Annotated in this window: 19 protein-coding genes; 10 read left to right on the top strand and 9 right to left on the bottom strand. The window is 38.3% G+C overall.

Annotated features, from left to right (window positions below):
• Window positions 1-5: 5 nt before the first annotated feature.
• From ACPT9C_RS08830 to tal, 5 genes are all read right to left on the bottom strand, one after another.
• Window positions 6-488: a surface-adhesin protein E gene (locus ACPT9C_RS08830; RefSeq protein WP_050846780.1), complete on the bottom strand. Its 483-nt coding sequence runs from the start codon at window positions 486-488 to the stop codon at window positions 6-8.
• A 31-nt stretch (window positions 489-519) separates the two neighbouring features.
• Window positions 520-1,260, bottom strand: coding sequence for a pyruvate formate lyase 1-activating protein (gene pflA, locus ACPT9C_RS08835; RefSeq protein WP_050948561.1), 741 nt, complete (start codon window positions 1,258-1,260; stop codon window positions 520-522).
• 130 nt (window positions 1,261-1,390) lie between these two features.
• The gene (pflB, locus tag ACPT9C_RS08840; protein WP_050948562.1) at window positions 1,391-3,703 is read right to left on the bottom strand and encodes a formate C-acetyltransferase; all 2,313 of its coding nucleotides are present in this window, start codon (window positions 3,701-3,703) and stop codon (window positions 1,391-1,393) included.
• Window positions 3,704-3,744: 41 nt separating this feature from the next.
• Window positions 3,745-4,599: a formate transporter FocA gene (gene focA / locus ACPT9C_RS08845; protein WP_005658158.1), complete on the bottom strand. Its 855-nt coding sequence runs from the start codon at window positions 4,597-4,599 to the stop codon at window positions 3,745-3,747.
• A 314-nt stretch (window positions 4,600-4,913) separates the two neighbouring features.
• Complete coding sequence (tal, locus tag ACPT9C_RS08850) at window positions 4,914-5,867, bottom strand: transaldolase (protein WP_050948563.1); 954 nt, start codon at window positions 5,865-5,867, stop codon at window positions 4,914-4,916.
• Between the two features lie 293 nt (window positions 5,868-6,160).
• On the opposite strand from tal, the gene ACPT9C_RS08855 reads away from it, so the two are divergent.
• The 5 genes from ACPT9C_RS08855 (at window position 6,161) to oppF (ending at window position 11,708) form a co-directional block, all read left to right on the top strand.
• On the top strand, window positions 6,161-7,786 hold the full coding sequence (locus tag ACPT9C_RS08855) for an ABC transporter substrate-binding protein (protein ID WP_423717250.1): 1,626 nt from the start codon (window positions 6,161-6,163) through the stop codon (window positions 7,784-7,786).
• An 80-nt stretch (window positions 7,787-7,866) separates the two neighbouring features.
• Window positions 7,867-8,787, top strand: a complete 921-nt coding sequence (gene oppB / locus ACPT9C_RS08860) for an oligopeptide ABC transporter permease OppB (RefSeq protein WP_046067751.1) — start codon at window positions 7,867-7,869, stop codon at window positions 8,785-8,787.
• Between the two features lie 9 nt (window positions 8,788-8,796).
• Complete coding sequence (gene oppC / locus ACPT9C_RS08865; protein ID WP_005651799.1) at window positions 8,797-9,732, top strand: oligopeptide ABC transporter permease OppC; 936 nt, start codon at window positions 8,797-8,799, stop codon at window positions 9,730-9,732.
• A 9-nt stretch (window positions 9,733-9,741) separates the two neighbouring features.
• On the top strand, window positions 9,742-10,713 hold the full coding sequence (locus tag ACPT9C_RS08870; RefSeq protein WP_114892776.1) for an ABC transporter ATP-binding protein: 972 nt from the start codon (window positions 9,742-9,744) through the stop codon (window positions 10,711-10,713).
• Window positions 10,710-11,708, top strand: coding sequence for a murein tripeptide/oligopeptide ABC transporter ATP binding protein OppF (gene oppF, locus ACPT9C_RS08875; protein WP_050948566.1), 999 nt, complete (start codon window positions 10,710-10,712; stop codon window positions 11,706-11,708). The genes ACPT9C_RS08870 and oppF overlap by 4 nt, the downstream gene beginning before the upstream one ends.
• A gap of 39 nt (window positions 11,709-11,747) precedes the next feature.
• On the opposite strand, the gene ACPT9C_RS08880 is transcribed toward oppF, so the two are convergent.
• Window positions 11,748-12,614, bottom strand: coding sequence for a VirK/YbjX family protein (locus ACPT9C_RS08880; protein ID WP_050948567.1), 867 nt, complete (start codon window positions 12,612-12,614; stop codon window positions 11,748-11,750).
• A gap of 104 nt (window positions 12,615-12,718) precedes the next feature.
• Between ACPT9C_RS08880 and yihA the strand changes: the two genes are divergently transcribed.
• The gene (gene yihA, locus ACPT9C_RS08885; RefSeq protein WP_050948568.1) at window positions 12,719-13,336 is read left to right on the top strand and encodes a ribosome biogenesis GTP-binding protein YihA/YsxC; all 618 of its coding nucleotides are present in this window, start codon (window positions 12,719-12,721) and stop codon (window positions 13,334-13,336) included.
• A gap of 114 nt (window positions 13,337-13,450) precedes the next feature.
• The gene (locus tag ACPT9C_RS08890) at window positions 13,451-14,980 is read left to right on the top strand and encodes a YifB family Mg chelatase-like AAA ATPase (protein WP_050948569.1); all 1,530 of its coding nucleotides are present in this window, start codon (window positions 13,451-13,453) and stop codon (window positions 14,978-14,980) included.
• Between the two features lie 33 nt (window positions 14,981-15,013).
• Here ACPT9C_RS08890 and deoC read toward each other — a convergent pair whose 3' ends face one another.
• Window positions 15,014-15,685, bottom strand: a complete 672-nt coding sequence (deoC, locus tag ACPT9C_RS08895) for a deoxyribose-phosphate aldolase (RefSeq protein WP_050948570.1) — start codon at window positions 15,683-15,685, stop codon at window positions 15,014-15,016.
• A gap of 113 nt (window positions 15,686-15,798) precedes the next feature.
• Between deoC and ACPT9C_RS08900 the strand changes: the two genes are divergently transcribed.
• Both ACPT9C_RS08900 and rfaD read left to right on the top strand, forming a co-directional pair.
• A complete protein-coding gene (locus ACPT9C_RS08900) occupies window positions 15,799-16,302 on the top strand; it encodes a protein disulfide oxidoreductase (RefSeq protein WP_050948571.1) in 504 nt (167 codons plus the stop codon).
• Between the two features lie 52 nt (window positions 16,303-16,354).
• Entirely contained in the window at window positions 16,355-17,281 is a 927-nt protein-coding gene (gene rfaD, locus ACPT9C_RS08905) for an ADP-glyceromanno-heptose 6-epimerase (RefSeq protein WP_050848338.1), read from the top strand.
• A gap of 50 nt (window positions 17,282-17,331) precedes the next feature.
• Here the strand turns inward: rfaD and xylB are convergent, their stop codons facing one another.
• Together xylB and xylA are read right to left on the bottom strand one after the other, a co-directional pair.
• Window positions 17,332-18,813 (bottom strand): xylulokinase, encoded by a 1,482-nt coding sequence (gene xylB, locus ACPT9C_RS08910; RefSeq protein WP_050948572.1) that lies wholly within the window; start codon window positions 18,811-18,813, stop codon window positions 17,332-17,334.
• A 56-nt stretch (window positions 18,814-18,869) separates the two neighbouring features.
• Window positions 18,870-20,189: a xylose isomerase gene (gene xylA, locus ACPT9C_RS08915; RefSeq protein WP_042593772.1), complete on the bottom strand. Its 1,320-nt coding sequence runs from the start codon at window positions 20,187-20,189 to the stop codon at window positions 18,870-18,872.
• Window positions 20,190-20,422: 233 nt separating this feature from the next.
• Between xylA and xylF the strand changes: the two genes are divergently transcribed.
• Complete coding sequence (gene xylF, locus ACPT9C_RS08920) at window positions 20,423-21,421, top strand: D-xylose ABC transporter substrate-binding protein (protein WP_021034920.1); 999 nt, start codon at window positions 20,423-20,425, stop codon at window positions 21,419-21,421.
• Window positions 21,422-21,468 lie beyond the last annotated feature (47 nt).

A 21,468-nucleotide genomic window follows, 5' to 3' on the forward strand; every position in this document is an offset into this window, starting at 1 on the left:
TTTTTTTATTTTTTATCAACTGAAAATGCTTTACCATAATTCGCACAAATAATCTGAGCAGCATTATAAAGCGTCGTATCAGGTGTTAGACTTAACGTATGTTTCTTTTGCTTTTTAGGTGCTGCACGTAAACCCTGTCCCCAAAACTCATCATAGAAATCAGTTCGCACTTGAGTTAAATGATAATTTGCACAATTTAAAATCTTATACTGACGAACAGAACGTGCATAACGTTTAGGCTCAGGATAAACATACAATCCCTTATCTAAATTCACCACTGCATCAAAATGCACAATTTGTGGTTCTTGGTTATCCACCCAAATAGATTCACTATCGATGTAATAATTCACATTCTTCACCAAACGTACATATCCGCTTCGCACATCAGTCGGTGCTGTCAGCTTCACATCATTTTGTTCAACCTTTTGAGTTTGAGCAGAACAGGCGGTAAGTAGCCCAAGTGATAATGTTAAAATAATTTTTTTCATTATTTACTCCTTATGTTAGCTGACATTTATTTTAGAATTTTACAGTATGCCCATAACCTTCTAGGATTGTTTTAATATGCTCTAACGATTCTTTGGTTGGCGGTAATACATCTTCAAGCTCATAATCTAACCCAAGGGTTTTCCATTTATGTGCACCTAATCGATGATAAGGAAGAAGTTCAACTTTTTCAATATTGGTCATACCTTCAATAAACTGACCTAATAAATGCACATCGTGATCGCTATCGGTATAACCAGGAACAACAACATAACGAATCCATGTACGTTGATTACGTTTTTGCAAATATTTTGCGAATTCAAGGGTACGTTTATTTGGTACTCCAATAAGATTTTGATGAACTTGATCATTAAGCTCTTTTAAATCGAGTAAAACAAGATCTGTTACATCTAATAATTCATCAATAATATGATCATAATGACGTACAAAACCATTTGTATCCAAGCAAGTATTAATCCCTTCCGCTTTACAAGCACGGAACCAATCGCGTACAAACTCTGCTTGTAACATAGCCTCACCACCAGATGCAGTGACACCACCGCCAGTCGAATTCATAAAATGGCGGTAAGTCACTACTTCTTTCATTAAATCTTCGACACTGATTTCTTTGCCACCTTCAAGATCCCAAGTATCACGATTGTGACAATATTTGCAACGCATCAAGCAACCTTGCATAAATAAAATAAAACGAATACCTGGCCCATCTACAGTGCCACATGATTCAAAAGAGTGAATTCGTCCAAGAACTGACATACATAAATTTCCTAAAATTAGATATAGCTAAATTTTACCAAATATTTAGTCTATAAAAAATGAGCCTGATTGAAATCAGGCTCATACATATTATGTTTCCGCCAAAGTGCGGTCAAAAATAAAAATGTTTTTACATTGACTCTGTGAAAGTTCTAGTAATTACATCTTGTTGTTGCTCTTTAGTTAAAGAGTTGAAACGTACTGCGTAACCAGATACACGGATGGTTAATTGCGGATATTTATCCGGATTTTCCATTGCATCTAACAACATTTCACGATTTAACACGTTCACATTTAAGTGTTGGCCACCTTCAACAGTTGCTTCGTGGTGGAAGTAACCATCCATTAAGCCAGCAAGATTACGACGTTGTGCTTCTGCATCTTTACCTAACGCATTTGGTACGATTGAGAAGGTATAAGAAATACCATCTTTCGCGTAAGCAAATGGAAGTTTAGCCACAGAAGTTAATGATGCTACCGCACCTTTCTGGTCACGACCGTGCATTGGGTTCGCACCTGGTCCGAATGGTGCACCAGCACGACGACCATCTGGGGTGTTACCTGTTTTCTTACCATAAACTACGTTAGAAGTAATGGTTAATACAGATTGTGTAGGCACAGCGTTGCGGTAAGTTTTAAGTTTTTGAATTTTCTTCATGAAACGTTCAACTAAGTCACAAGCGATGTCATCAACACGGTTATCGTTGTTACCATATTGTGGATATTCACCTTCGATTTCAAAGTCGATTGCTACGTTAGTTGCAACAACATTGCCATCTTTATCTTTGATGTCGCCACGAACTGGTTTAACTTTCGCATATTTGATTGCTGAAAGTGAGTCAGCCGCAACAGAAAGACCCGCGATACCACAAGCCATGGTACGGTATACATCACGATCATGTAATGCCATTAATGCGGCTTCGTATGAATATTTATCGTGCATATAGTGGATTACGTTTAAGGCGGTCACATATTGTTTTGCCAACCAATCCATAAAGCTATCCATACGAGTCATTACTGTATCGAAATCTAATACTTCATCAGTAATTGGTGCAGTTTTCGGACCTACTTGCATACCTAATTTTTCATCGATACCGCCGTTGATTGCGTATAACAATGTTTTCGCTAAGTTTGCACGAGCGCCGAAGAACTGCATTTGTTTACCCACAACCATTGGTGATACACAACATGCGATTGCGTAGTCATCATTGTTGAAGTCTGGACGCATTAAATCATCGTTTTCATATTGAACTGATGAGGTATCAATCGATACTTTCGCACAGAAACGTTTGAAGTTTTCAGGTAATTGTTCAGACCAAAGAATGGTTAAGTTTGGTTCTGGAGAAGTACCCATGTTGTAAAGAGTGTGTAAAATACGGAATGTATTTTTGGTTACTAATGTACGACCGTCTAAACCCATACCTGCGATGGTTTCAGTTGCCCACATTGGGTCACCTGAGAATAATTGATCGTATTCAGGCGTACGTAAGAAACGAACCATACGGAGTTTCATAACTAAGTGGTCAACTAATTCTTGCGCTTCAGTTTCAGTAATTTTTCCTGCTTTTAAATCACGTTCGATATAGATATCAATGAAGGTTGCAGTACGACCGAATGACATTGCCGCACCATTTTGTGATTTGATTGCAGCAAGATAAGCAAAGTACATCCATTGAATTGCTTCTTGAGCATTAGTTGCCGGGTTAGAAATATCATAACCATAGCTTGCTGCCATTTGTTTTAATTGACCTAATGCACGGTGTTGTTCTGCGATTTCTTCACGTAAACGAATTGTTGCTTCAAGATTTACGCCATCTTCTAAATCTTTTTGTAAAGAAGAGAATTGTGCGTATTTATCTTTCATTAAGAAGTCTACACCGTAAAGTGCTACACGACGGTAGTCACCGATGATACGGCCACGACCATAAGCATCTGGAAGACCAGTTAATACACCAGATTTACGGCAACGTAAAATGTCTGGCGTATAAACATCGAATACACCTTGGTTATGCGTTTTACGATATTCAGTGAAGATTTTTTTCACTTCAGGATCAAGTTCACGACCATAAACTTTACAAGAACCTTCCACCATTTTAATACCACCGAATGGCATAATGGCACGTTTTAAAGGTTCATCAGTTTGAAGACCAACGATTTTTTCTAAATCTTTGTTAATGTAACCGGGTGCGTGGGAGATAATGGTAGATGGCGTATGTTCATCAAAATCCAATGGTGCGTGAGTACGGTTTTCAATTTTAATTCCTTCCATCACAGATTCCCAAAGCTTGGTTGTTGCTTCGGTTGGACCTGCTAAGAAAGAGTCATCGCCTTCATACGGAGTATAGTTTTTTTGGATAAAGTCACGTACATTGACATTTTCTTGCCAATCGCCACCAGCAAAACCAGCCCACGCCAATTTTTGCGCTTCATTAAGTTCTGACATAGTCATTTCCTTTGTTAATTAATAAATAAGTAAGTAAATCTTTAATGCGTTTTGGTTAAATAACGTTGGAATACACCAATACAAATTGCCCCGCCGACAATATTTCCCAACGTTACAGGGATTAAATTCTTCACAATGAAATGGTACAAATCTAAATCTGCATATTTCATCGGATCAACACCGATTTGTTGCCAAAATTCAGGTGTACTAAAATGTGCAGTAATAATTCCCATTGGAATCATAAACATATTAGCCACACAGTGTTCAAATCCTGATGCAACAAACAAACCAATCGGCATAATCATAATAAATGCTTTGTCTGTAACAGTCTTACCAGAATAAGACATCCAAACCGCCACACACACCATAATGTTACATAAAATACCTAGGTTAAAAGCTTCAAACCACGTGTGATGAATTTTATGTTGGGCGGTTGCAAGAATCGTTAAACCCCATTGGCCATTTGCTGCCATTGTTTGTCCACCAAACCAAATAACAGCGGCAATAAACAAACCACCAACGAAGTTGCCTAAATACACCACGATCCAATTTCGAATCATTTGTGTCGTAGTGATTCTACCGCCCACTCGAGCGACTAAAGTTAAAGTAGAAGAGGTGAATAATTCAGATCCTAAAATCACCACCATAATTACGCCCAAGGAGAAGACTAATCCACCTACTAACTTGGTTAATCCCCAAGGTGCACCTGCACTAGCAGTTTGTGTTGTTGTGTAAAATACAAAGGCTAAGGCAATACAAGCACCGGCACTAATGCCGGACATAAACGATAAAAATGGACGTTTATTTGCTTTATAAGTCGCTGTATTTTCTGCATAATCCGTTGCTTCAACTGGCGTGAGAGCAACAGAAGATAGTTTTTGATTTTCTGATGCCATAATCAAACTCCAACTATTGAAATTGAAAAAGTTGATGAAAATTTAATAATTTTAACAAGTTTACGGCTACAAATACTTCTATAATTGGCGTTATTTTACTCTCCTCCCCTTTCATTGCAAAGAAAAGCAAAAATTATTTCAACAAAATTTGATATTTTGCAATGTTTGTTCAATTAAACAAAAAACAAACTAAATTTTTACCGCACTTTTATATCTTAATAAATAAAAAATCTGCACTCAAATTAGTTAAATATTTTCTTTAACTAATTCAAGAGCAGATTGAAGTGCGGTTATTTTTTATATTGAATTATGGATTAAAGTTTTGCTGAAAGCATGGCTTCCAATTTTTCTTGGTCAACAGCAAATTTACGAATACCCTCTGCTAATTTTTCAACGGCCATTGCATCGCTGTTATGTTGCCAGTAGAACTCAGCTTCTGTTAATGGTTGTGGTTTCGCTTTTACTTCGCCTTTGTATTCAAGTTTGCGTACAAGTGCGGTTGAATTTTCTTGTAATTCTTTCAGTAATGCCGGTGCAATGGTTAAGCGATCGCAACCTGCAAGTTCAGTAATTTCTCCTACATTACGGAAGCTCGCGCCCATCACAACGGTGTTGTAGCCATATTCTTTGTAGTAATTATAGATTTTGGTAACAGAAATAACGCCTGGGTCTTCTGCTGGCGCATATTCTTTTTTGTCTGAATTTGCTTTGTACCAGTCTAAAATACGACCTACAAATGGAGAAATTAAGTAAACGCCTGCTTCTGCACAAGCACGAGCTTGCGCTTCAGAGAATAATAAGGTTAAGTTACAGTTAATGCCTTCTTTTTCAAGGATTTCTGCAGCTCGGATACCTTGCCATGTGGAAGCGATTTTAATCAAAATACGATCATTTGAAATGCCAACTGCATTATAAATTGCGATCAATTTACGCGCTTTTTCAACTGTTGCTTGTGTGTTGTAAGAAAGACGTGCATCCACTTCAGTAGAAATACGTCCTGGAACGATTTTTAAAATTTCTAAACCAATATTTACCGCTAATTTATCTTCTGCATCAATAAGTTGTTGTGCTTTATCATTGCTTTGAGCTTTTGCATAAGCTACCGCTTCATCAATTAATGGGGCGTATTGTGGTAATGCTGAAGCACTTAGAATTAATGATGGGTTAGTAGTCGCATCTTGTGGTTGATATTTTTTAATTGCGTCGATATCGCCAGTATCAGCTACGACGACGGTCATATTACGAAGTGAATCTAACTGTGTTGTCATTGTATTCTCCTTGAATGGACTTGTTTAAATCTAATCAGGTTACGATAGCACAATTAGCATTAAAAAGGTAATTTATGTAGGAAAATATTTACAATAGGAAAAATCAATACATCCTAGATCCCCCCTCTCATATCATCACTTTTAGCAATTTTTTTAGCGATTTATTAGACACAACTCACAAAACTCAATTTTTCTTCAAATAATTTCCTGACAAATCTTTACAAAAATGAATTTTTGAGCTAATAAGTAGAAGACTTTTTATAAAAATATCGCCTAATGACAAGGAGGCTCAAATGCAACACAAACTACTCTTCTCTGCAATCGCTCTTGCTCTTTCCTATTCTGCGCAAGCAGTTATAGTGCCTGAAGGAACACAATTAGATGAAAAACAGCATATCGTGTTCAATAATGGGGCTGAACCACAAAGTTTTGACCCACACAAAACCGAAGGTGTGCCAGAATCTAACGTTGCTTATCAATTACTTGAAGGCTTAGTCACCTCAGACTCTGAAGGTAAACTTCAACCGGGTGTGGCTGAAAGTTGGGAAAATACACCTGACTTCAAAACCTGGACATTCCATTTACGTAAAGATGCTAAATGGTCAAACGGAGATCCTGTTACTGCACACGATTTCGTGTTTGCGTGGCGTCGCTTAGTGGATCCTGCCACTGCTGCACCTTATGCGAGTTACTTAAGTTATTTACAAGTTGAAAATGCGCAAGACATTATTGACGGTAAGAAAAAACCGGCTGAATTAGGCGTGGAAGCAAAAGATGATTACACCTTTGTGGTTCATGCAACCAATCCTGTGCCTTATGCAGTCAGTTTAACGACTCACCAATCCTTATTGCCATTACCACAAAAAGTAGTCGAAAAATTGGGTGATGCATGGGTGAAAAAAGAAAACTACGTGGGTAACGGTGCGTATAAGCTGGCTAACCACATCATTAACGAAAAAATCGAATTTGAACGTAACCCACTTTATTGGAACGATAAAGAAACCGTAATCAATAGCGCGACATTCCTCGCCATTGAAAACCCAAGTACCGATGTAGCGCGTTATCGTGCGGGCGATTTAGACATGACCAGTTATGGTTTACCGCCAGAACAATTCGCTAAATTACAAAAAGAATTGCCAGGCGAAGTATACGTTACTCGTACCCTAGGAACTTATTCTTATGAATTAAACAATAAGAAAGCACCTTTTGATAACGTGAATATTCGTAAAGCCTTGAACTTATCCCTTGATCGTAATGTGATCACCGATAAAGTATTGGGCCAAGGTCAAACACCAACCTATGTGTTTACCCCAACTTACATCGAAGAAGGTCATCTCATTCAACAACCTGCTTATTCAAAAGAACCGATGGCACAACGTAATGAAGAAGCCATTAAACTCTTAGAAGAAGCTGGTTACAGTAAAGCGAATCCGTTGAAATTCAGCATTCTTTATAATACCAATGAAAACCACAAAAAAGTGGCTATTGCTGCAGCATCTATGTGGAAAGCGAACACCAAAGGTTTGATTGATGTGAAATTAGAAAACCAAGAGTGGAAAACTTACATTGATAGCCGTCGTGCAGGTCGTTACGATACGGCGCGCGCAGGATGGAGTGCGGATTACAACCAAGCAACAACATTCGGCAACTATTTCTTATCTAATTCTAGTAACAATACCGCGAAATACGCGAACCCAGAATATGATAAAGCGATGGCAGAATCTTACGCAGCAACTGATGCAGAAGGTCGTGCAAAAGCTTATGCGAAAGCCGAAGAAATTCTTGGAAAAGATTACGGTATCGTACCAATCTTTAACTATGTGAATCCACGCTTAGTGAAACCTTACGTAAAAGGTTATTCAGGCAAAGATCCACAAGATCATATTTACTTACGCAATCTTTATATTATTAAACATTAATTCGTTGCTCGTATTTAAGTGCGGTTAAAAATCGTCGTATTTTTTGACCGCACTTTTCGCCCATTTTGGTTGGAGTTGTTATGCTCAAGTTTATTTTTAAACGGCTGTTGGAAGCCTTGCCGACGCTGTTTATTTTGATTACTTTTTCTTTCTTTTTGATGCGTCTTGCCCCTGGCAGCCCGTTCACTTCTGAACGCGCTTATCCGCCAGAAGTCATGGCTAATATCGAAGCGAAGTATCATTTAAATGAACCATTATATAAACAATATTTCCTTTATTTAGAAAATCTTTCCAAAGGAGATTTTGGTCCCTCTTTTAAATATAAAGACCAATCAGTCAATGATTTAATCGCGTCAGCTTTCCCTGTTTCCATAAAATTGGGAATGGCTGCCTTCGCCTTTGCAGTCGTGCTAGGAGTAACAGCAGGTACGCTCGCCGCTCTCAATCAAAATAGCCGTTGGGATTATATTTTGATGAGTTTCTCGATGCTTGGGGTCATTATGCCAAGCTTCGTATTTGCACCTGTTTTAGTGCTAATTTTCGCCATTTATCTAGGATGGCTGCCAGCTGGCGGTTGGAACGGCGGTACCGCCATGTACATGATCTTACCTGTAGCCTCCTTAACTATCGCTTATGTTGCAGGGATTGCGCGTATCATGCGTGGTTCAATGATTGAAGTGTTACATTCCAACTTTATTCGAACCGCCAAAGCTAAAGGACTTTCCATGTCGAGAATCATTTTAAAACATGCTTTGCGTCCCGCACTTTTACCCGTGATAACCTATTTAGGACCTGCTTTCGTAGGGATTATTACCGGCTCAATGGTCATCGAAAGCGTATTTGGTTTACCTGGCATGGGATTATTATTTGTAAACGGCGCATTGAACCGCGATTACTCTTTAGTTTTGAGCCTCACCATTTTAGTGGGGACATTAACCATTTTATTTAATGCGATTGTGGATATTTTATACGCCATCATCGATCCAAAAATTCGTTATTAAGGATAAATTATGACAGATTATCGTACTCAGCCGATTAATCAGAAAAATGCGGATTTTGTGGAACAAGTGGCTGACCGTATTGAAGAAATGCAACTGGAAGGCCGCAGCCTATGGCAAGATGCGAAACGCCGTTTTTTCCGCAACAAAGCGGCCGTTGCCAGTCTGATTATTTTGGCGTTTATTATTATATTTATCACCGTAGCGCCTTGGTTCTTCCCATTTACCTATGAAGATACCGATTGGAATATGATGAGTGCCGCACCAACAATGGAAGGCTATCACTTCTTCGGTACCGACGCATCGGGTCGAGATTTATTGGTACGCACTGCTATCGGTGGACGGATTTCATTATTGGTCGGTATTGCTGGTGCTTTCATTTCCGTGACTATCGGCACAATTTATGGAGCGATTTCTGGCTATGTAGGCGGTAAAACAGATATGCTGATGATGCGCTTTTTAGAGATTCTCAGCTCATTTCCATTTATGTTTTTCGTGATTTTGTTGGTGACTCTTTTTGGCCAAAACATTTTCTTAATTTTTATCGCTATCGGGGCCATTGCTTGGCTTGGTCTTGCACGTATTGTACGCGGACAAACCCTCAGCCTAAAAAATAAAGAATTCGTCGAAGCCGCCATCGTTTGTGGCGTACCTCGTCGCCAAATCATTTTGAAACACATTATTCCGAATGTATTAGGTTTAGTGGCAGTTTATGCCTCGCTTGAAGTACCAGGACTCATTCTATTTGAATCATTCTTAAGTTTCTTAGGATTAGGAACTCAAGAACCGATGAGTAGCTGGGGTGCACTCTTAAGTGATGGTGCTGCACAAATGGAAGTGTCGCCTTGGTTATTAATTTTCCCGGCATTTTTCCTTTGCCTTACCCTATTTTGTTTTAACTTTATCGGTGACGGGTTGCGTGATGCACTCGATCCGAAAGATAGATAGGAGCGAATAATGAATCCTTTATTAGATATAAAAAATCTCTACGTTCGCTTCAAAACACCAGATGGCGTCGTTACAGCAGTGAATGACTTAAACTTCACGCTGAATGCAGGAAGCACGCTGGGCATCGTAGGCGAAAGTGGATCAGGCAAGTCACAAACAGCCTTTGCCTTAATGGGTTTATTGGCAGCCAACGGTGAAGTGGAAGGCTCTGCCATTTTTGAAGGGAAAGAATTAGTTAATTTACCGAATGCTGAATTGAATAAAATCCGCGCCGAGCAAATTTCCATGATTTTCCAAGATCCAATGACGTCGCTAAATCCTTACATGAAAATCGGTGAACAACTCATGGAAGTGCTGCAATTGCACAAGGGCTATGATAAACAAACTGCCTTTGCCGAATCCGTGAAAATGTTAGACGCAGTTAAAATGCCAGAAGCTAAAAAACGCATGGGCATGTATCCGCACGAGTTTTCTGGCGGTATGCGTCAACGGGTGATGATTGCGATGGCCTTATTATGCCGTCCCAAACTACTCATTGCAGATGAACCAACAACAGCTTTGGATGTGACCGTTCAAGCACAAATCATGACTTTATTAAATGAACTAAAACGTGAATTTAATACTGCAATTATTATGATCACTCACGATTTAGGTGTGGTAGCAGGTATTTGCGATCAAGTCATGGTGATGTATGCTGGACGAACCATGGAATACGGCACAGCGGAACAAATTTTCTATCATCCAACCCATCCCTATTCCATAGGCTTAATGGATGCGATTCCTCGCTTAGACGGCAATGAAGAACACTTGGTAACCATTCCTGGCAATCCACCGAATTTATTGCATTTGCCAAAAGGTTGTCCATTCTCACCTCGTTGCCAATTTGCTACTGAACAATGCCAAATTGCGCCAAAACTGACTACATTTAATCACGGTCAATTACGTAATTGTTGGTTACCAACGGAGAAATTTAACCTATGACAGTCTCAAACAACAAAGAATTACTCCTTGAAGTCAATCACTTAGGCGTCAGTTTTAAAATTAAAAATGATAAATCCCTTTTCTTCGCCAAACCGCAAACCTTAAAAGCGGTGAAGGATGTGTCTTTTAAACTTTACGCAGGTGAAACTCTCGGCGTAGTAGGTGAATCTGGTTGTGGTAAATCCACACTTGCACGCACTATTATCGGTTTAGTCGAAGCGAGTGAAGGGGAAATCTTGTGGCTTGGTAAACATTTACGAAAACAATCAGCGAAACAATGGAAAGAAACGCGTAAAGATATTCAAATGATTTTCCAAGACCCACTAGCCTCTCTCAATCCGCGAATGAATATTGGCGAAATCATTGCTGAGCCATTAAAGATCTACCAACCGCACTTAAGTGCCGCCGAAGTGAAAGAAAAAGTGCAAGCTATGATGTTGAAAGTTGGGCTTTTACCGAACTTGATTAACCGCTACCCACATGAATTTTCTGGTGGTCAATGTCAGCGTATCGGTATTGCTCGTGCATTAATCATTGAGCCCAAAATGATCATTTGTGATGAGCCCGTTTCAGCGTTAGATGTGTCGATTCAGGCTCAAGTGGTGAATTTATTGAAATCCCTGCAAAAAGAAATGGGGCTTTCCTTAATTTTTATCGCTCATGATTTAGCGGTGGTAAAACATATTTCTGACCGCGTATTAGTGATGTATTTAGGCAATGCAATGGAATTAGGCAGCGATGTGGAAGTATATAACGATACCAAACATCCTTATACCAAAGCTTTAATGTCTGCTGTTCCGATCCCCGATCCAAAATTGGAACGCAATAAATCCATCGAATTACTTGAAGGTGATTTGCCTTCGCCAATTAATCCACCGTCTGGTTGCGTATTTCGTACTCGCTGTCTAAAGGCTGATGAGAATTGTGCGAAACAAAAACCACCTCTCACCAGCCAAAACAACAGCCATTTTGTGGCTTGCTTGAAAGTCTTATAAAACAAAAAGTGCGGTTAAAATTCACCGCACTTTTTACTTTTACAATCCTAATTTTTCTTCAATTACTTTAGCCAAATCATCTAGCATCGCATAACGTTTACGATACATGGAACGTTTTTTACTTGGCACATCATCCAGATTTCTATCCATTTCTAAAGGCAATTCCCAGTAATCTTTTAATTCTCCGCCTGATTCGCCAAAAATCGCATCATAATCCACCGTGTATTGTTTACTTTGAATGAAACGAGATTTATTTTGGTATTTTTGCGGAATGCCAAGCAATTTATCGTAGCCTAAGATTTTCGTGAGTGATTTCATGGTTTCAACCATTAAATAGGCTGGGCGCAAACCGTGGCAAGATTTAGTTAGTTGTTTTACCATTTCCTTTGAGCCTTCAAAATTTGGCCCTTGTACAACAGCAATAAGAAGCGCATCGCCCAATTTGGCAAAGGTAAGCAAATAAACTAATTCATTTCTTGGTTTATGCCATAGCTCCAATACCCAATACCCCTCCATCGGTTGATGGGTTGTCATGCTTAATGTCATTTCAAAATCAGGAATGACTTCGCCAAAACTTAATGGTTTTTCCCATAACGGCGTAGAAAGTGCGGTAAGTTTTTTGGGTAAAAATAAAAGATTCTCACAAATGGCATTAAATCGTTGTGATGCATTGAAACGTTTATCGAGAAAACGACAAGCAACAGGATAACTATAATCCAAGTGCGTATTAAAAATATCGACGAGAAAAGGATGTTGATTGATAAATTGTTCAAAGCGACGAATTGAACCACGATTTAAAAAGCTACGTAAGTTATAACGCCAATGTTTTGGTGCATCAAAACGCCCTGGTCGATATGGATAAAGATCCTTAGATTGAGGCCATTGGTAAGTTGTTTTTGTTGTCATCTGGAGTGCCATTAGTTGATTATAATTTCGGAGAGAATTTTGACATAATTTCAGGAAATTTTCCATTTATGCTATTCTAAACACAATTTTTAAAAGGAATCCTTATGTCTGAAATTAAACTTAATTACCACAAAACCCACTTTTTAACGAGCGCGCCGAATATTCGTTCTATTCCTGAAGATACGGGCATTGAAATTGCATTTGCGGGTCGTTCAAATGCAGGAAAATCAACCGCACTTAATGCATTAACCAATCAAAAAAGTTTAGCCCGTACCTCAAAAACACCGGGGCGTACCCAACTAATCAACTTATTTGAAGTGGAACCAAATTGTAAATTGGTGGATTTACCGGGCTATGGTTATGCTGCCGTGCCAGAGCAGATGAAAATTCAATGGCAAAAATCCTTAGGCGAATATTTACAAAAACGCGAATGTTTGGCAGGGTTAGTTGTGTTGATGGATATTCGCCATCCGCTTAAAGATCTTGACCAACAAATGATTGAATGGGCGGTTTCAGCTGATTTACCAGTTCTTTTATTACTGACTAAAGCCGATAAATTAAGCCAAAGCTCACGTAGTAAACAAGTAAAAATGGTGCATGAAGCAATTCTTCCATTTCAAGGCGATATACAAGTTGAAGCTTTTTCTGCACAAAATAAAATTGGAATTGATAAACTTGCAGCGAAATTAGATTTTTGGTTTTCGCCACTTTTTGCGGAATAAAATACAAATATTGCGATCTAGATCGCAAAAAAAGCACGGGATGAATGATTTCATTACGTGCTTTTTTTATAGTGCCAAAACTATCTCCATTTTTACCACACTTTAAGGATTATAATGTCTCTTGCTATTGTTTACAGCCGTGCCTCTATGGGGGTGCAAGCGCCGCTTGTTACTATTGAGGTACATTTAAGCAACGGAAAACCCGGATTTATACTTGTTGGTTTGCCCGAAAAAACCGTGAAAGAGGCACAAGATCGGGTGCGTAGTGCATTGATGAATGCACAATTTAAATACCCAGCCAAACGCATTACCGTGAATCTCGCACCTGCGGATTTGCCTAAAGAAGGCGGACGATTTGATTTGCCTATTGCCATCGGAATTTTAGCTGCATCGGATCAGCTTGATGCGAGCTGCTTAAAGCAATTTGAATTTGTAGCGGAGCTTGCACTTACGGGGCAATTACGTGGCGTACACGGTGTAATTCCCGCTATTCTTGCAGCACAAAAATCAAAGCGAGAGTTAATCATTGCGAAGCAAAATGCCAATGAAGCCTCACTTGTTTCTGATCAAAATACTTATTTTGCGCAAACACTTTTAGATGTGGTGCAATTTCTCAATGGTCAGGAAAAATTACCTATCGCCACTGAAATTGTGAAAGAAAGTGCGGTAAATTTTTCGGGTAAAAATACATTAGATTTAACGGATATTATTGGACAACAGCACGCTAAACGTGCATTAACCATTGCCGCAGCGGGGCAGCATAATTTACTCTTTCTTGGCCCACCGGGTACAGGGAAAACCATGTTAGCCAGCCGATTAACAGGGCTTTTACCTGAAATGACTGATTTAGAAGCGATTGAAACGGCATCTGTAACGAGTTTAGTGCAAAACGAGTTAAATTTTCATAATTGGAAACAACGTCCTTTTCGCGCCCCGCACCATAGTGCATCAATGCCAGCTTTAGTTGGTGGTGGAACGATCCCAAAACCTGGTGAAATATCCTTAGCAACAAATGGGGTACTTTTTCTTGATGAACTTCCAGAGTTTGAACGAAAAGTGTTAGATGCGCTACGTCAGCCTTTGGAAAGTGGTGAGATTATTATTTCTCGTGCTAATGCAAAAATTCAATTTCCAGCTCGTTTTCAATTGGTGGCAGCGATGAATCCAAGCCCCACAGGTCATTATACTGGAACACATAACCGCACTTCACCGCAACAAATTATGCGTTATTTAAATCGACTTTCAGGGCCCTTTTTAGATCGCTTTGACTTGTCTATTGAAGTGCCTTTATTGCCACAAGGTAGCTTACAAAATACGGGCGATCGTGGCGAAACCAGCGCACAAGTTCGTAAAAAAGTGTTAAAAGTGCGAGAGATTCAAATGGAAAGAGCGGGAAAAATTAACGCTTATTTGAACAGTAAAGAGATTGAGCGTGATTGCAAGTTAAACGATAAAGATGCCTTTTTCCTTGAAAAAGCACTGAATAAACTTGGGCTTTCTGTTCGGGCTTATCATCGTATTTTGAAAGTGTCTCGAACCATTGCCGATCTACAAGGAGAACAACAAATTTCTCAACCGCACTTAGCGGAAGCCTTGGGCTATCGAGCAATGGATCGTTTGTTGCAGAAATCGTCGAATATGTAAAAACGCGTGGAAAGAATACCACGCGTGAAAGGATTAGTAAGTGCTTTGGGTATCTTGCGTACCGCTAATAATTGCAATGCCCGCACTTGCACCAATGCGAGTTGCACCCGCTTTAATCATCGCAAGTGCCGTTTCAGTATCTCGCACGCCGCCTGATGCTTTAACACCAATATTGCCGACCGTTTGTTTCATCAATGCAATATCTTCTACAGTCGCACCACCTTTATTGAAGCCTGTTGATGTTTTAACAAAAGCCACACCGATTTCTTTACAAATTTCACAGGCTTTCACTATTTCATCTTTAGTGAGCAAACAAGTTTCTAAAATCACTTTTAATGGCGTACCATCACAAGCATTAAACACCGCTTGAATATCTTGTTTTACTGCATTCCATTTTTGCGATTTTATCCAACCTACATTAATCACCATATCAATCTCATTTGCTCCCACTTTAATAGATTCTTGTGTTTCAAATGCTTTGACTGAGGTTAAATTCGCCCCCAAAGGGAAGCCAACTACGGTACAAATTTTTACATTTGAGCCAGCAAGTTTTTCTTTAGCAAGTGGAATATAACCAGAATTGATACATACAGAATAAAATCCATGTTCAATCGCTTCATTACAGAGTGTCAAAATATCTTGTTCATTTTTTTCTGCAGTCAGTGCAGTGTGATCGATATATTGAGCAAGTTGATTTGATGTCATTATTTTCCTCCTTTATTTATGTTTTACCTATTGTAGCAAAAATTCTTTATTTTTGACTGTTGTTTTATGCTCAATTACAATCATCTCAACAAGATAAGGAATAAATAAATAAAATGAAGATTAAAAAATTACTCAAGAATGGATTATCCCTCTTTTTAACTTTTATTGTGATGACTAGCATACTGGATTTTGTTCGTCGCCCTGTAGTGCCAGAGGAAATAAATAAAATCACGTTACAAGATCTTCAAGGGAATACGTTCTCTCTTGAAAGTCTTGATCAAAACAAACCCACATTACTTTATTTTTGGGGAACTTGGTGTGGCTATTGTCGTTATACTTCGCCAGCAATTAATTCTTTAACGAAAGAAGGCTATCAAGTTGTATCCGTGGCGTTACGCTCAGGCAATGAGGCGGAAGTGATTGATTATTTAAGAAAAAATGACTACCACTTCACTACAGTAAATGATCCGAAAGGCGAGCTTGCACAACAATGGCAAATTAATGTGACGCCCACAATTGTGCTGTTGAGTAAAGGCAAAATGGATCTTGTTACAACAGGCCTCACGAGTTATTGGGGATTAAAAGTGCGGTTGTTTTTCGCAGAGTTTTTTGGCTAAGCGGTAGAAAATCTATTACAATACGCAAACTTATTTTAAAGAGGACAGAATTATGATTATCGTAACAGGTGGAGCAGGTTTTATTGGCAGCAATATTGTCAAAGCATTGAATGATTTAGGGCGTAAAGATATTTTAGTGGTAGATAACTTAAAAGATGGCACTAAATTTGCCAATTTAGTTGATTTAGACATTGCAGATTATTGTGATAAAGAAGATTTCATTGCTTCTATTATTGCAGGCGACGAATTTGGCGATATTGATGCGGTATTCCACGAAGGGGCATGTTCTGCAACCACAGAATGGGATGGCAAATACATTATGCACAACAACTACGAATATTCTAAAGAGTTGTTACATTATTGCCTTGACCGAGAAATCCCTTTCTTTTATGCCTCAAGCGCAGCAACTTATGGAGACACCAAAGTATTCCGTGAAGAACGTGAATTTGAAGGTCCATTAAATGTTTATGGCTATTCTAAATTCTTGTTCGATCAATATGTGCGTAACATTTTGCCAGAAGCAAAATCGCCAGTATGTGGTTTCCGTTATTTCAATGTTTACGGGCCGCGTGAAAATCATAAAGATTCTATGGCGAGCGTGGCATTCCACTTGAATAACCAAATATTAAAAGGCGAAAATCCAAAATTATTTGCAGGCAGCGAACACTTCCGCCGTGATTTTGTTTATGTGGGCGATGTGGCTGCCGTGAATATTTGGTGCTGGCAAAATGGTATTTCAGGTATTTATAACCTTGGTACAGGAAATGCAGAAAGTTTCCGTGCAGTGGCTGATGCGGTAGTGAAATTCCACGGTAAAGGCGAGATTGAAACCATTCCATTCCCAGAACATTTGAAATCTCGTTATCAAGAATATACTCAAGCAGATTTGACTAAACTTCGTTCAACAGGCTACGATAAACCATTCAAAACAGTCGCGGAAGGCGTGGCTGAATATATGGCGTGGTTGAATAGAAAATAAATTATTAATGTAGTAAATCCCCTATAGACTCTCGGTATAGGGGATTTTATTTAGTATAATTGTGATAAATGTTTTAAATAACGCTCGTAAGAACTTTGATAATTTTTCACCTGTGATAAGTTAGGATAAGTTTTGGAGTTTTCATCTAAGTGAATGAAGGTGTCGCATAAAAATTCAAGTTCTCCTTCTCCATTTGCCCACATAGCTTGAATTGCCCCTCCTAATGCAGCAGCTTCTTCTTCCTGCAAACATACCACTTCGGTATTCATTACATCAGCAATCATTTGTCGCCAAAATAAGCTTTTCGCACCACCTCCAATTAGGCGAATTTGTGAGGTTTTGAGACCAGCTTGACGAAATAAATCTAAACCATAGCGAAGCGTAAAAGTGGCACTTTCCATCATTGCTCGACAAAGATTTTCTCGTGTGAAATTACTTGAATCTAATCCTAAAATGCTCGCTTTTGTATTGGGTAAAGGTGGAACTCTTTCACCATTAAAGAATGGTAAAATAGTGATGCCATTTGCGCCGATAGGTGCTTGTTGAGCAAGTTGATTTAATTCTTCAATATCAATATTTAGCAAATTCATTAGCTGTTTATTTGAGGAGGTTATATTCATCACACAAACTAGTGGTAACCAGCCATTATTACTTGAACAAAAATTTGCGATCATTGGTGGTAAATTAAGTAATGGCTTTTGCGTATAAGCATACAAGGTACCAGAAGTACCGAGACTCATCGTAGCAATCCCTTCTCGAATATTTCCTGTACCAATTGCTCCCATCATATTATCGCCTCCACCTGTGGAGACGATGACATTATCATTAAAACCAAATAAAGTCGCAATTTCAGGTTTAATCACACCGATTTTTTGTTCGGCAGAAAGTAATTTAGGTAACACTTCATCCATATTTAATTCTGGCGCAAGATATTTGAAGACTTCTCTTTTCCATTCTCTTTTCACAACATCGAAATAACCACTACCGGAAGCATCACCAAATTCAGTGCAGAATTTTCCTGTTAGCCAATAATTTAGATAATCGTGTGGCAGCATAATTTTGCGAATATTGGCAAATTTATCAGGATAATTTTGACGAAACCAACTCAGTTTTGAAGCCGTGTAACCAGTTTGGCAAATGATACCTAATTTTTCAAATGCGGCCGTTTGTCCGCCTAATTTTTCGATCAGTATATCATTTTCCGTAGCGGTTTCTGTATCACACCAAAGCTTAGCCTTATATAGAGGACGATCGTTTTTATCTAACATTACCAGTCCATGTTGTTGTCCTGAAATTCCTATTCCCTTCACTAAATTAGGTGAAAAGTGCGGTGAATTTTTTGCTTGTTTCAATGCAATTTGTAATGCTTGTTGTAATGCCTCAATCCACCAATTTGGTTGTTGTTCACGTCTTCCATTGGATTGTGTAATTAATCCATGTTTTGCGTAACCAACTCCAATCACTTTTTTTTGGACAGAATCAAGCACTATCGCCTTTGTTCCTTGTGTGCCACAATCAATTCCTATATACATAATGTCTCCTAAAATAAAAAAGTGCGGTGAAATACAACCGCACTTTTGCTTCATTTTTAGCTATAAATAACTTGGTTTACCAAATTTTCCAAATATTCTTGCTGACCTGAAACTGGTTTTGGCGCTAAATCTTTTTGTTGGACTAGTTGTGCAAGTGTTTCAAGTGAAGTTTTGCCTTGCAAAATATGCTGGCCAAGTTCACTATTCCAACCTGCATAGCGTTCATTAACAATTTTTTGTAAGGTTTCCTCTTGTAACATTTTTGCTGCACGTTTTAAGGATAATGCCAATACATCAATTGCACCGATATGAGCGTAAAATAAATCATAAGGATCAATACTTTGTCGGCGAATTTTCGCATCAAAATTAAAACCTCCAGTAGTAAAACCACCATGTTTTAAAATTTCATACATAACTAACGTGTTTTCTTCAACACTATTTGGGAATTGATCGGTATCCCAGCCTAATTGTGGATCGCCACGATTAGCATCAATTGAGCCAAAAATATCTAATGCACAAGCTGTTGCAATTTCATGTTGAAAGGTATGGCCAGCAAGCGTCGCGTGGTTAGCTTCAATATTAACTTTAATTTCTTTTTCTAAACCAAATTGTTTTAGGAAACCATACACTGTTGCCACATCATAATCATATTGATGTTTAGTTGGTTCTTGCGGTTTTGGCTCGATTAATAATGTACCTTTAAACCCAATTTTATGCTTATGTTCTACCACCATTTGCATAAAACGACCAATTTGTTCACGTTCACGTTTCAAATCGGTATTCAATAAAGTTTCATATCCCTCACGTCCACCCCATAATACGTAATTTTCTCCACCTAAACGTTGAGTAGCATTCATTGCATTAAACACTTGTGTTGCAGCCCAGGCAAAAACCTCAGGATTAGGATTGGTTGCTGCACCAGACATATAACGAGGATTAGTAAAACAATTTGCAGTTCCCCATAAGAGTTGTATACCCGTTTCTACTTGTTTGCGTTCTAAAATATCAACAATATGATGAAAATTTTGTACATATTCCCGCACTGAATTACCTTCAGGTGCAATATCTACATCATGAAAACAATAATAAGGTACGCCTAACTTATTCAAAAACTCAAAAGCAATATCGGCTTTTTGTTCTGCGCCAGCAAGCAAATTTGGATTTTTCTGCCAACTTCGTTCCAAAGAACCTAGCCCAAACATATCATTCCCATTCCAGCAAAAGGTATGCCAATAACACACAGCTAAGCGTAAATGTTCAGCCATAGTTTTACCTAAAATTACTTGATTAGCATCATAATGTTTAAAAGCAAAAGGATTTGTGGATTTTTCTCCCTCAAAGGAGATTTTTTCAATTTTATCGAAATAGGTTGTCATAACATTTTCCTCTCTAGATGATGAAGTTTTTCGTATTTTTGTGAAAAACTAGCTTTTCATCAATTATGTTATTTAATTTTTCTATGTTGATTATTTACAACTGTGGAGTGGATCACAGTTGTGAAAAAACGTAATAATGGAGAAAGATTTTATAATTGAAAGCCTTTTTTAAAGTGTGAAAACTAACAACTGGAGCAATAACTAGTCCTTCACTTAACTATTGAGGTATCAATATGAAAATCAAATCAGCTTTACTTACCCTTGTTGGTGCATTAACTGTATTTAGTAGTTCTGCCCATTCCAAAGATCTTAAAATTGGTTTATCCATTGATGATTTACGTTTAGAAAGATGGCAAAAAGATCGAGATATTTTCGTAAACAAAGCAGAATCAATGGGGGCAAAAGTATTTGTCCAATCTGCGAATGGTGATGATTCAGCACAAATTTCTCAAATCGAAAATATGATCAATAAAAATATTGATGTATTAGTAATTATTCCTCATAACGGTGAAGTATTAAGTAACGTTATTTCTGAAGCTAAAAAGGAAGGAATAAAAGTATTAGCGTATGACCGTTTAATCAATAATGCAGATTTAGATTTTTATGTTTCCTTTGATAATGAAAAAGTGGGTGAACTACAAGCTAAAAGTATTGTAGCTGTAAAACCAGAAGGTAATTATTTTTTAATGGGGGGATCTCCTGTAGATAATAATGCAAAATTATTTAGAAAAGGGCAAATGAAAGTATTAGATCCTTTAATTGCCAGTGGGAAAATTAAGGTTGTAGGAGATCAATGGGTTGATTCTTGGTTAGCTGAAAAAGCGTTACAAATTATGGAAAACGCATTAACAGCTAATAAAAATAATGTGGATGCTGTTGTTGCATCTAACGATGCTACTGCTGGAGGTGCGATTCAAGCCCTTAGCGCACAAGGCTTATCTGGGAAAGTCGCAATTTCTGGGCAAGATGCAGATTTAGCTGCAATTAAACGTATTGTCAATGGCTCGCAAACTATGACTGTTTATAAACCAATTACGAAACTTGCAGATAAAGCGGCAGAAATTGCGGTTAAATTAAGTAAGAATGAAAAAGTAGAAGCTAATGCAGAACTGAATAATGGCTTAAAAAATGTTCCTGCGTATTTACTTGATCCTATCGCTGTTGATAAACGTAATATTAATGAAACTGTAATTAAAGATGGTTTTCATACTAAGGAAAGTATTTATCACTAACTTTAAGAGGGAAGAGAAAACTCTTCCCTTACCTCTTAGGGAGTTAC

This window comes from Haemophilus sp. HN_Hi16 (assembly GCF_049823435.1).
GTDB classification, from domain to species: Bacteria; Pseudomonadota; Gammaproteobacteria; order Enterobacterales; family Pasteurellaceae; genus Haemophilus; species Haemophilus influenzae_D.

What these genes read in the sequence shown, in the direction of transcription:
- yihA (WP_050948568.1), top strand. Translation starts at nt 12,719, where the DNA reads ATGTCTGAAATTAAACTTAATTACCACAAAACCCACTTTTTAACGAGC.
- xylF (WP_021034920.1), top strand. Translation starts at nt 20,423, where the DNA reads ATGAAAATCAAATCAGCTTTACTTACCCTTGTTGGTGCATTAACTGTA.
- ACPT9C_RS08830 (WP_050846780.1), bottom strand. Translation starts at nt 488, where the DNA reads ATGAAAAAAATTATTTTAACATTATCACTTGGGCTACTTACCGCCTGT.
- ACPT9C_RS08890 (WP_050948569.1), top strand. Translation starts at nt 13,451, where the DNA reads ATGTCTCTTGCTATTGTTTACAGCCGTGCCTCTATGGGGGTGCAAGCG.
- ACPT9C_RS08880 (WP_050948567.1), bottom strand. Translation starts at nt 12,614, where the DNA reads ATGACAACAAAAACAACTTACCAATGGCCTCAATCTAAGGATCTTTAT.
- ACPT9C_RS08870 (WP_114892776.1), top strand. Translation starts at nt 9,742, where the DNA reads ATGAATCCTTTATTAGATATAAAAAATCTCTACGTTCGCTTCAAAACA.
- ACPT9C_RS08855 (WP_423717250.1), top strand. Translation starts at nt 6,161, where the DNA reads ATGCAACACAAACTACTCTTCTCTGCAATCGCTCTTGCTCTTTCCTAT.
- ACPT9C_RS08900 (WP_050948571.1), top strand. Translation starts at nt 15,799, where the DNA reads ATGAAGATTAAAAAATTACTCAAGAATGGATTATCCCTCTTTTTAACT.
- oppF (WP_050948566.1), top strand. Translation starts at nt 10,710, where the DNA reads ATGACAGTCTCAAACAACAAAGAATTACTCCTTGAAGTCAATCACTTA.
- oppB (WP_046067751.1), top strand. Translation starts at nt 7,867, where the DNA reads ATGCTCAAGTTTATTTTTAAACGGCTGTTGGAAGCCTTGCCGACGCTG.
- xylA (WP_042593772.1), bottom strand. Translation starts at nt 20,189, where the DNA reads ATGACAACCTATTTCGATAAAATTGAAAAAATCTCCTTTGAGGGAGAA.
- focA (WP_005658158.1), bottom strand. Translation starts at nt 4,599, where the DNA reads ATGGCATCAGAAAATCAAAAACTATCTTCTGTTGCTCTCACGCCAGTT.
- rfaD (WP_050848338.1), top strand. Translation starts at nt 16,355, where the DNA reads ATGATTATCGTAACAGGTGGAGCAGGTTTTATTGGCAGCAATATTGTC.
- xylB (WP_050948572.1), bottom strand. Translation starts at nt 18,813, where the DNA reads ATGTATATAGGAATTGATTGTGGCACACAAGGAACAAAGGCGATAGTG.
- deoC (WP_050948570.1), bottom strand. Translation starts at nt 15,685, where the DNA reads ATGACATCAAATCAACTTGCTCAATATATCGATCACACTGCACTGACT.
- pflA (WP_050948561.1), bottom strand. Translation starts at nt 1,260, where the DNA reads ATGTCAGTTCTTGGACGAATTCACTCTTTTGAATCATGTGGCACTGTA.
- tal (WP_050948563.1), bottom strand. Translation starts at nt 5,867, where the DNA reads ATGACAACACAGTTAGATTCACTTCGTAATATGACCGTCGTCGTAGCT.
- pflB (WP_050948562.1), bottom strand. Translation starts at nt 3,703, where the DNA reads ATGTCAGAACTTAATGAAGCGCAAAAATTGGCGTGGGCTGGTTTTGCT.
- oppC (WP_005651799.1), top strand. Translation starts at nt 8,797, where the DNA reads ATGACAGATTATCGTACTCAGCCGATTAATCAGAAAAATGCGGATTTT.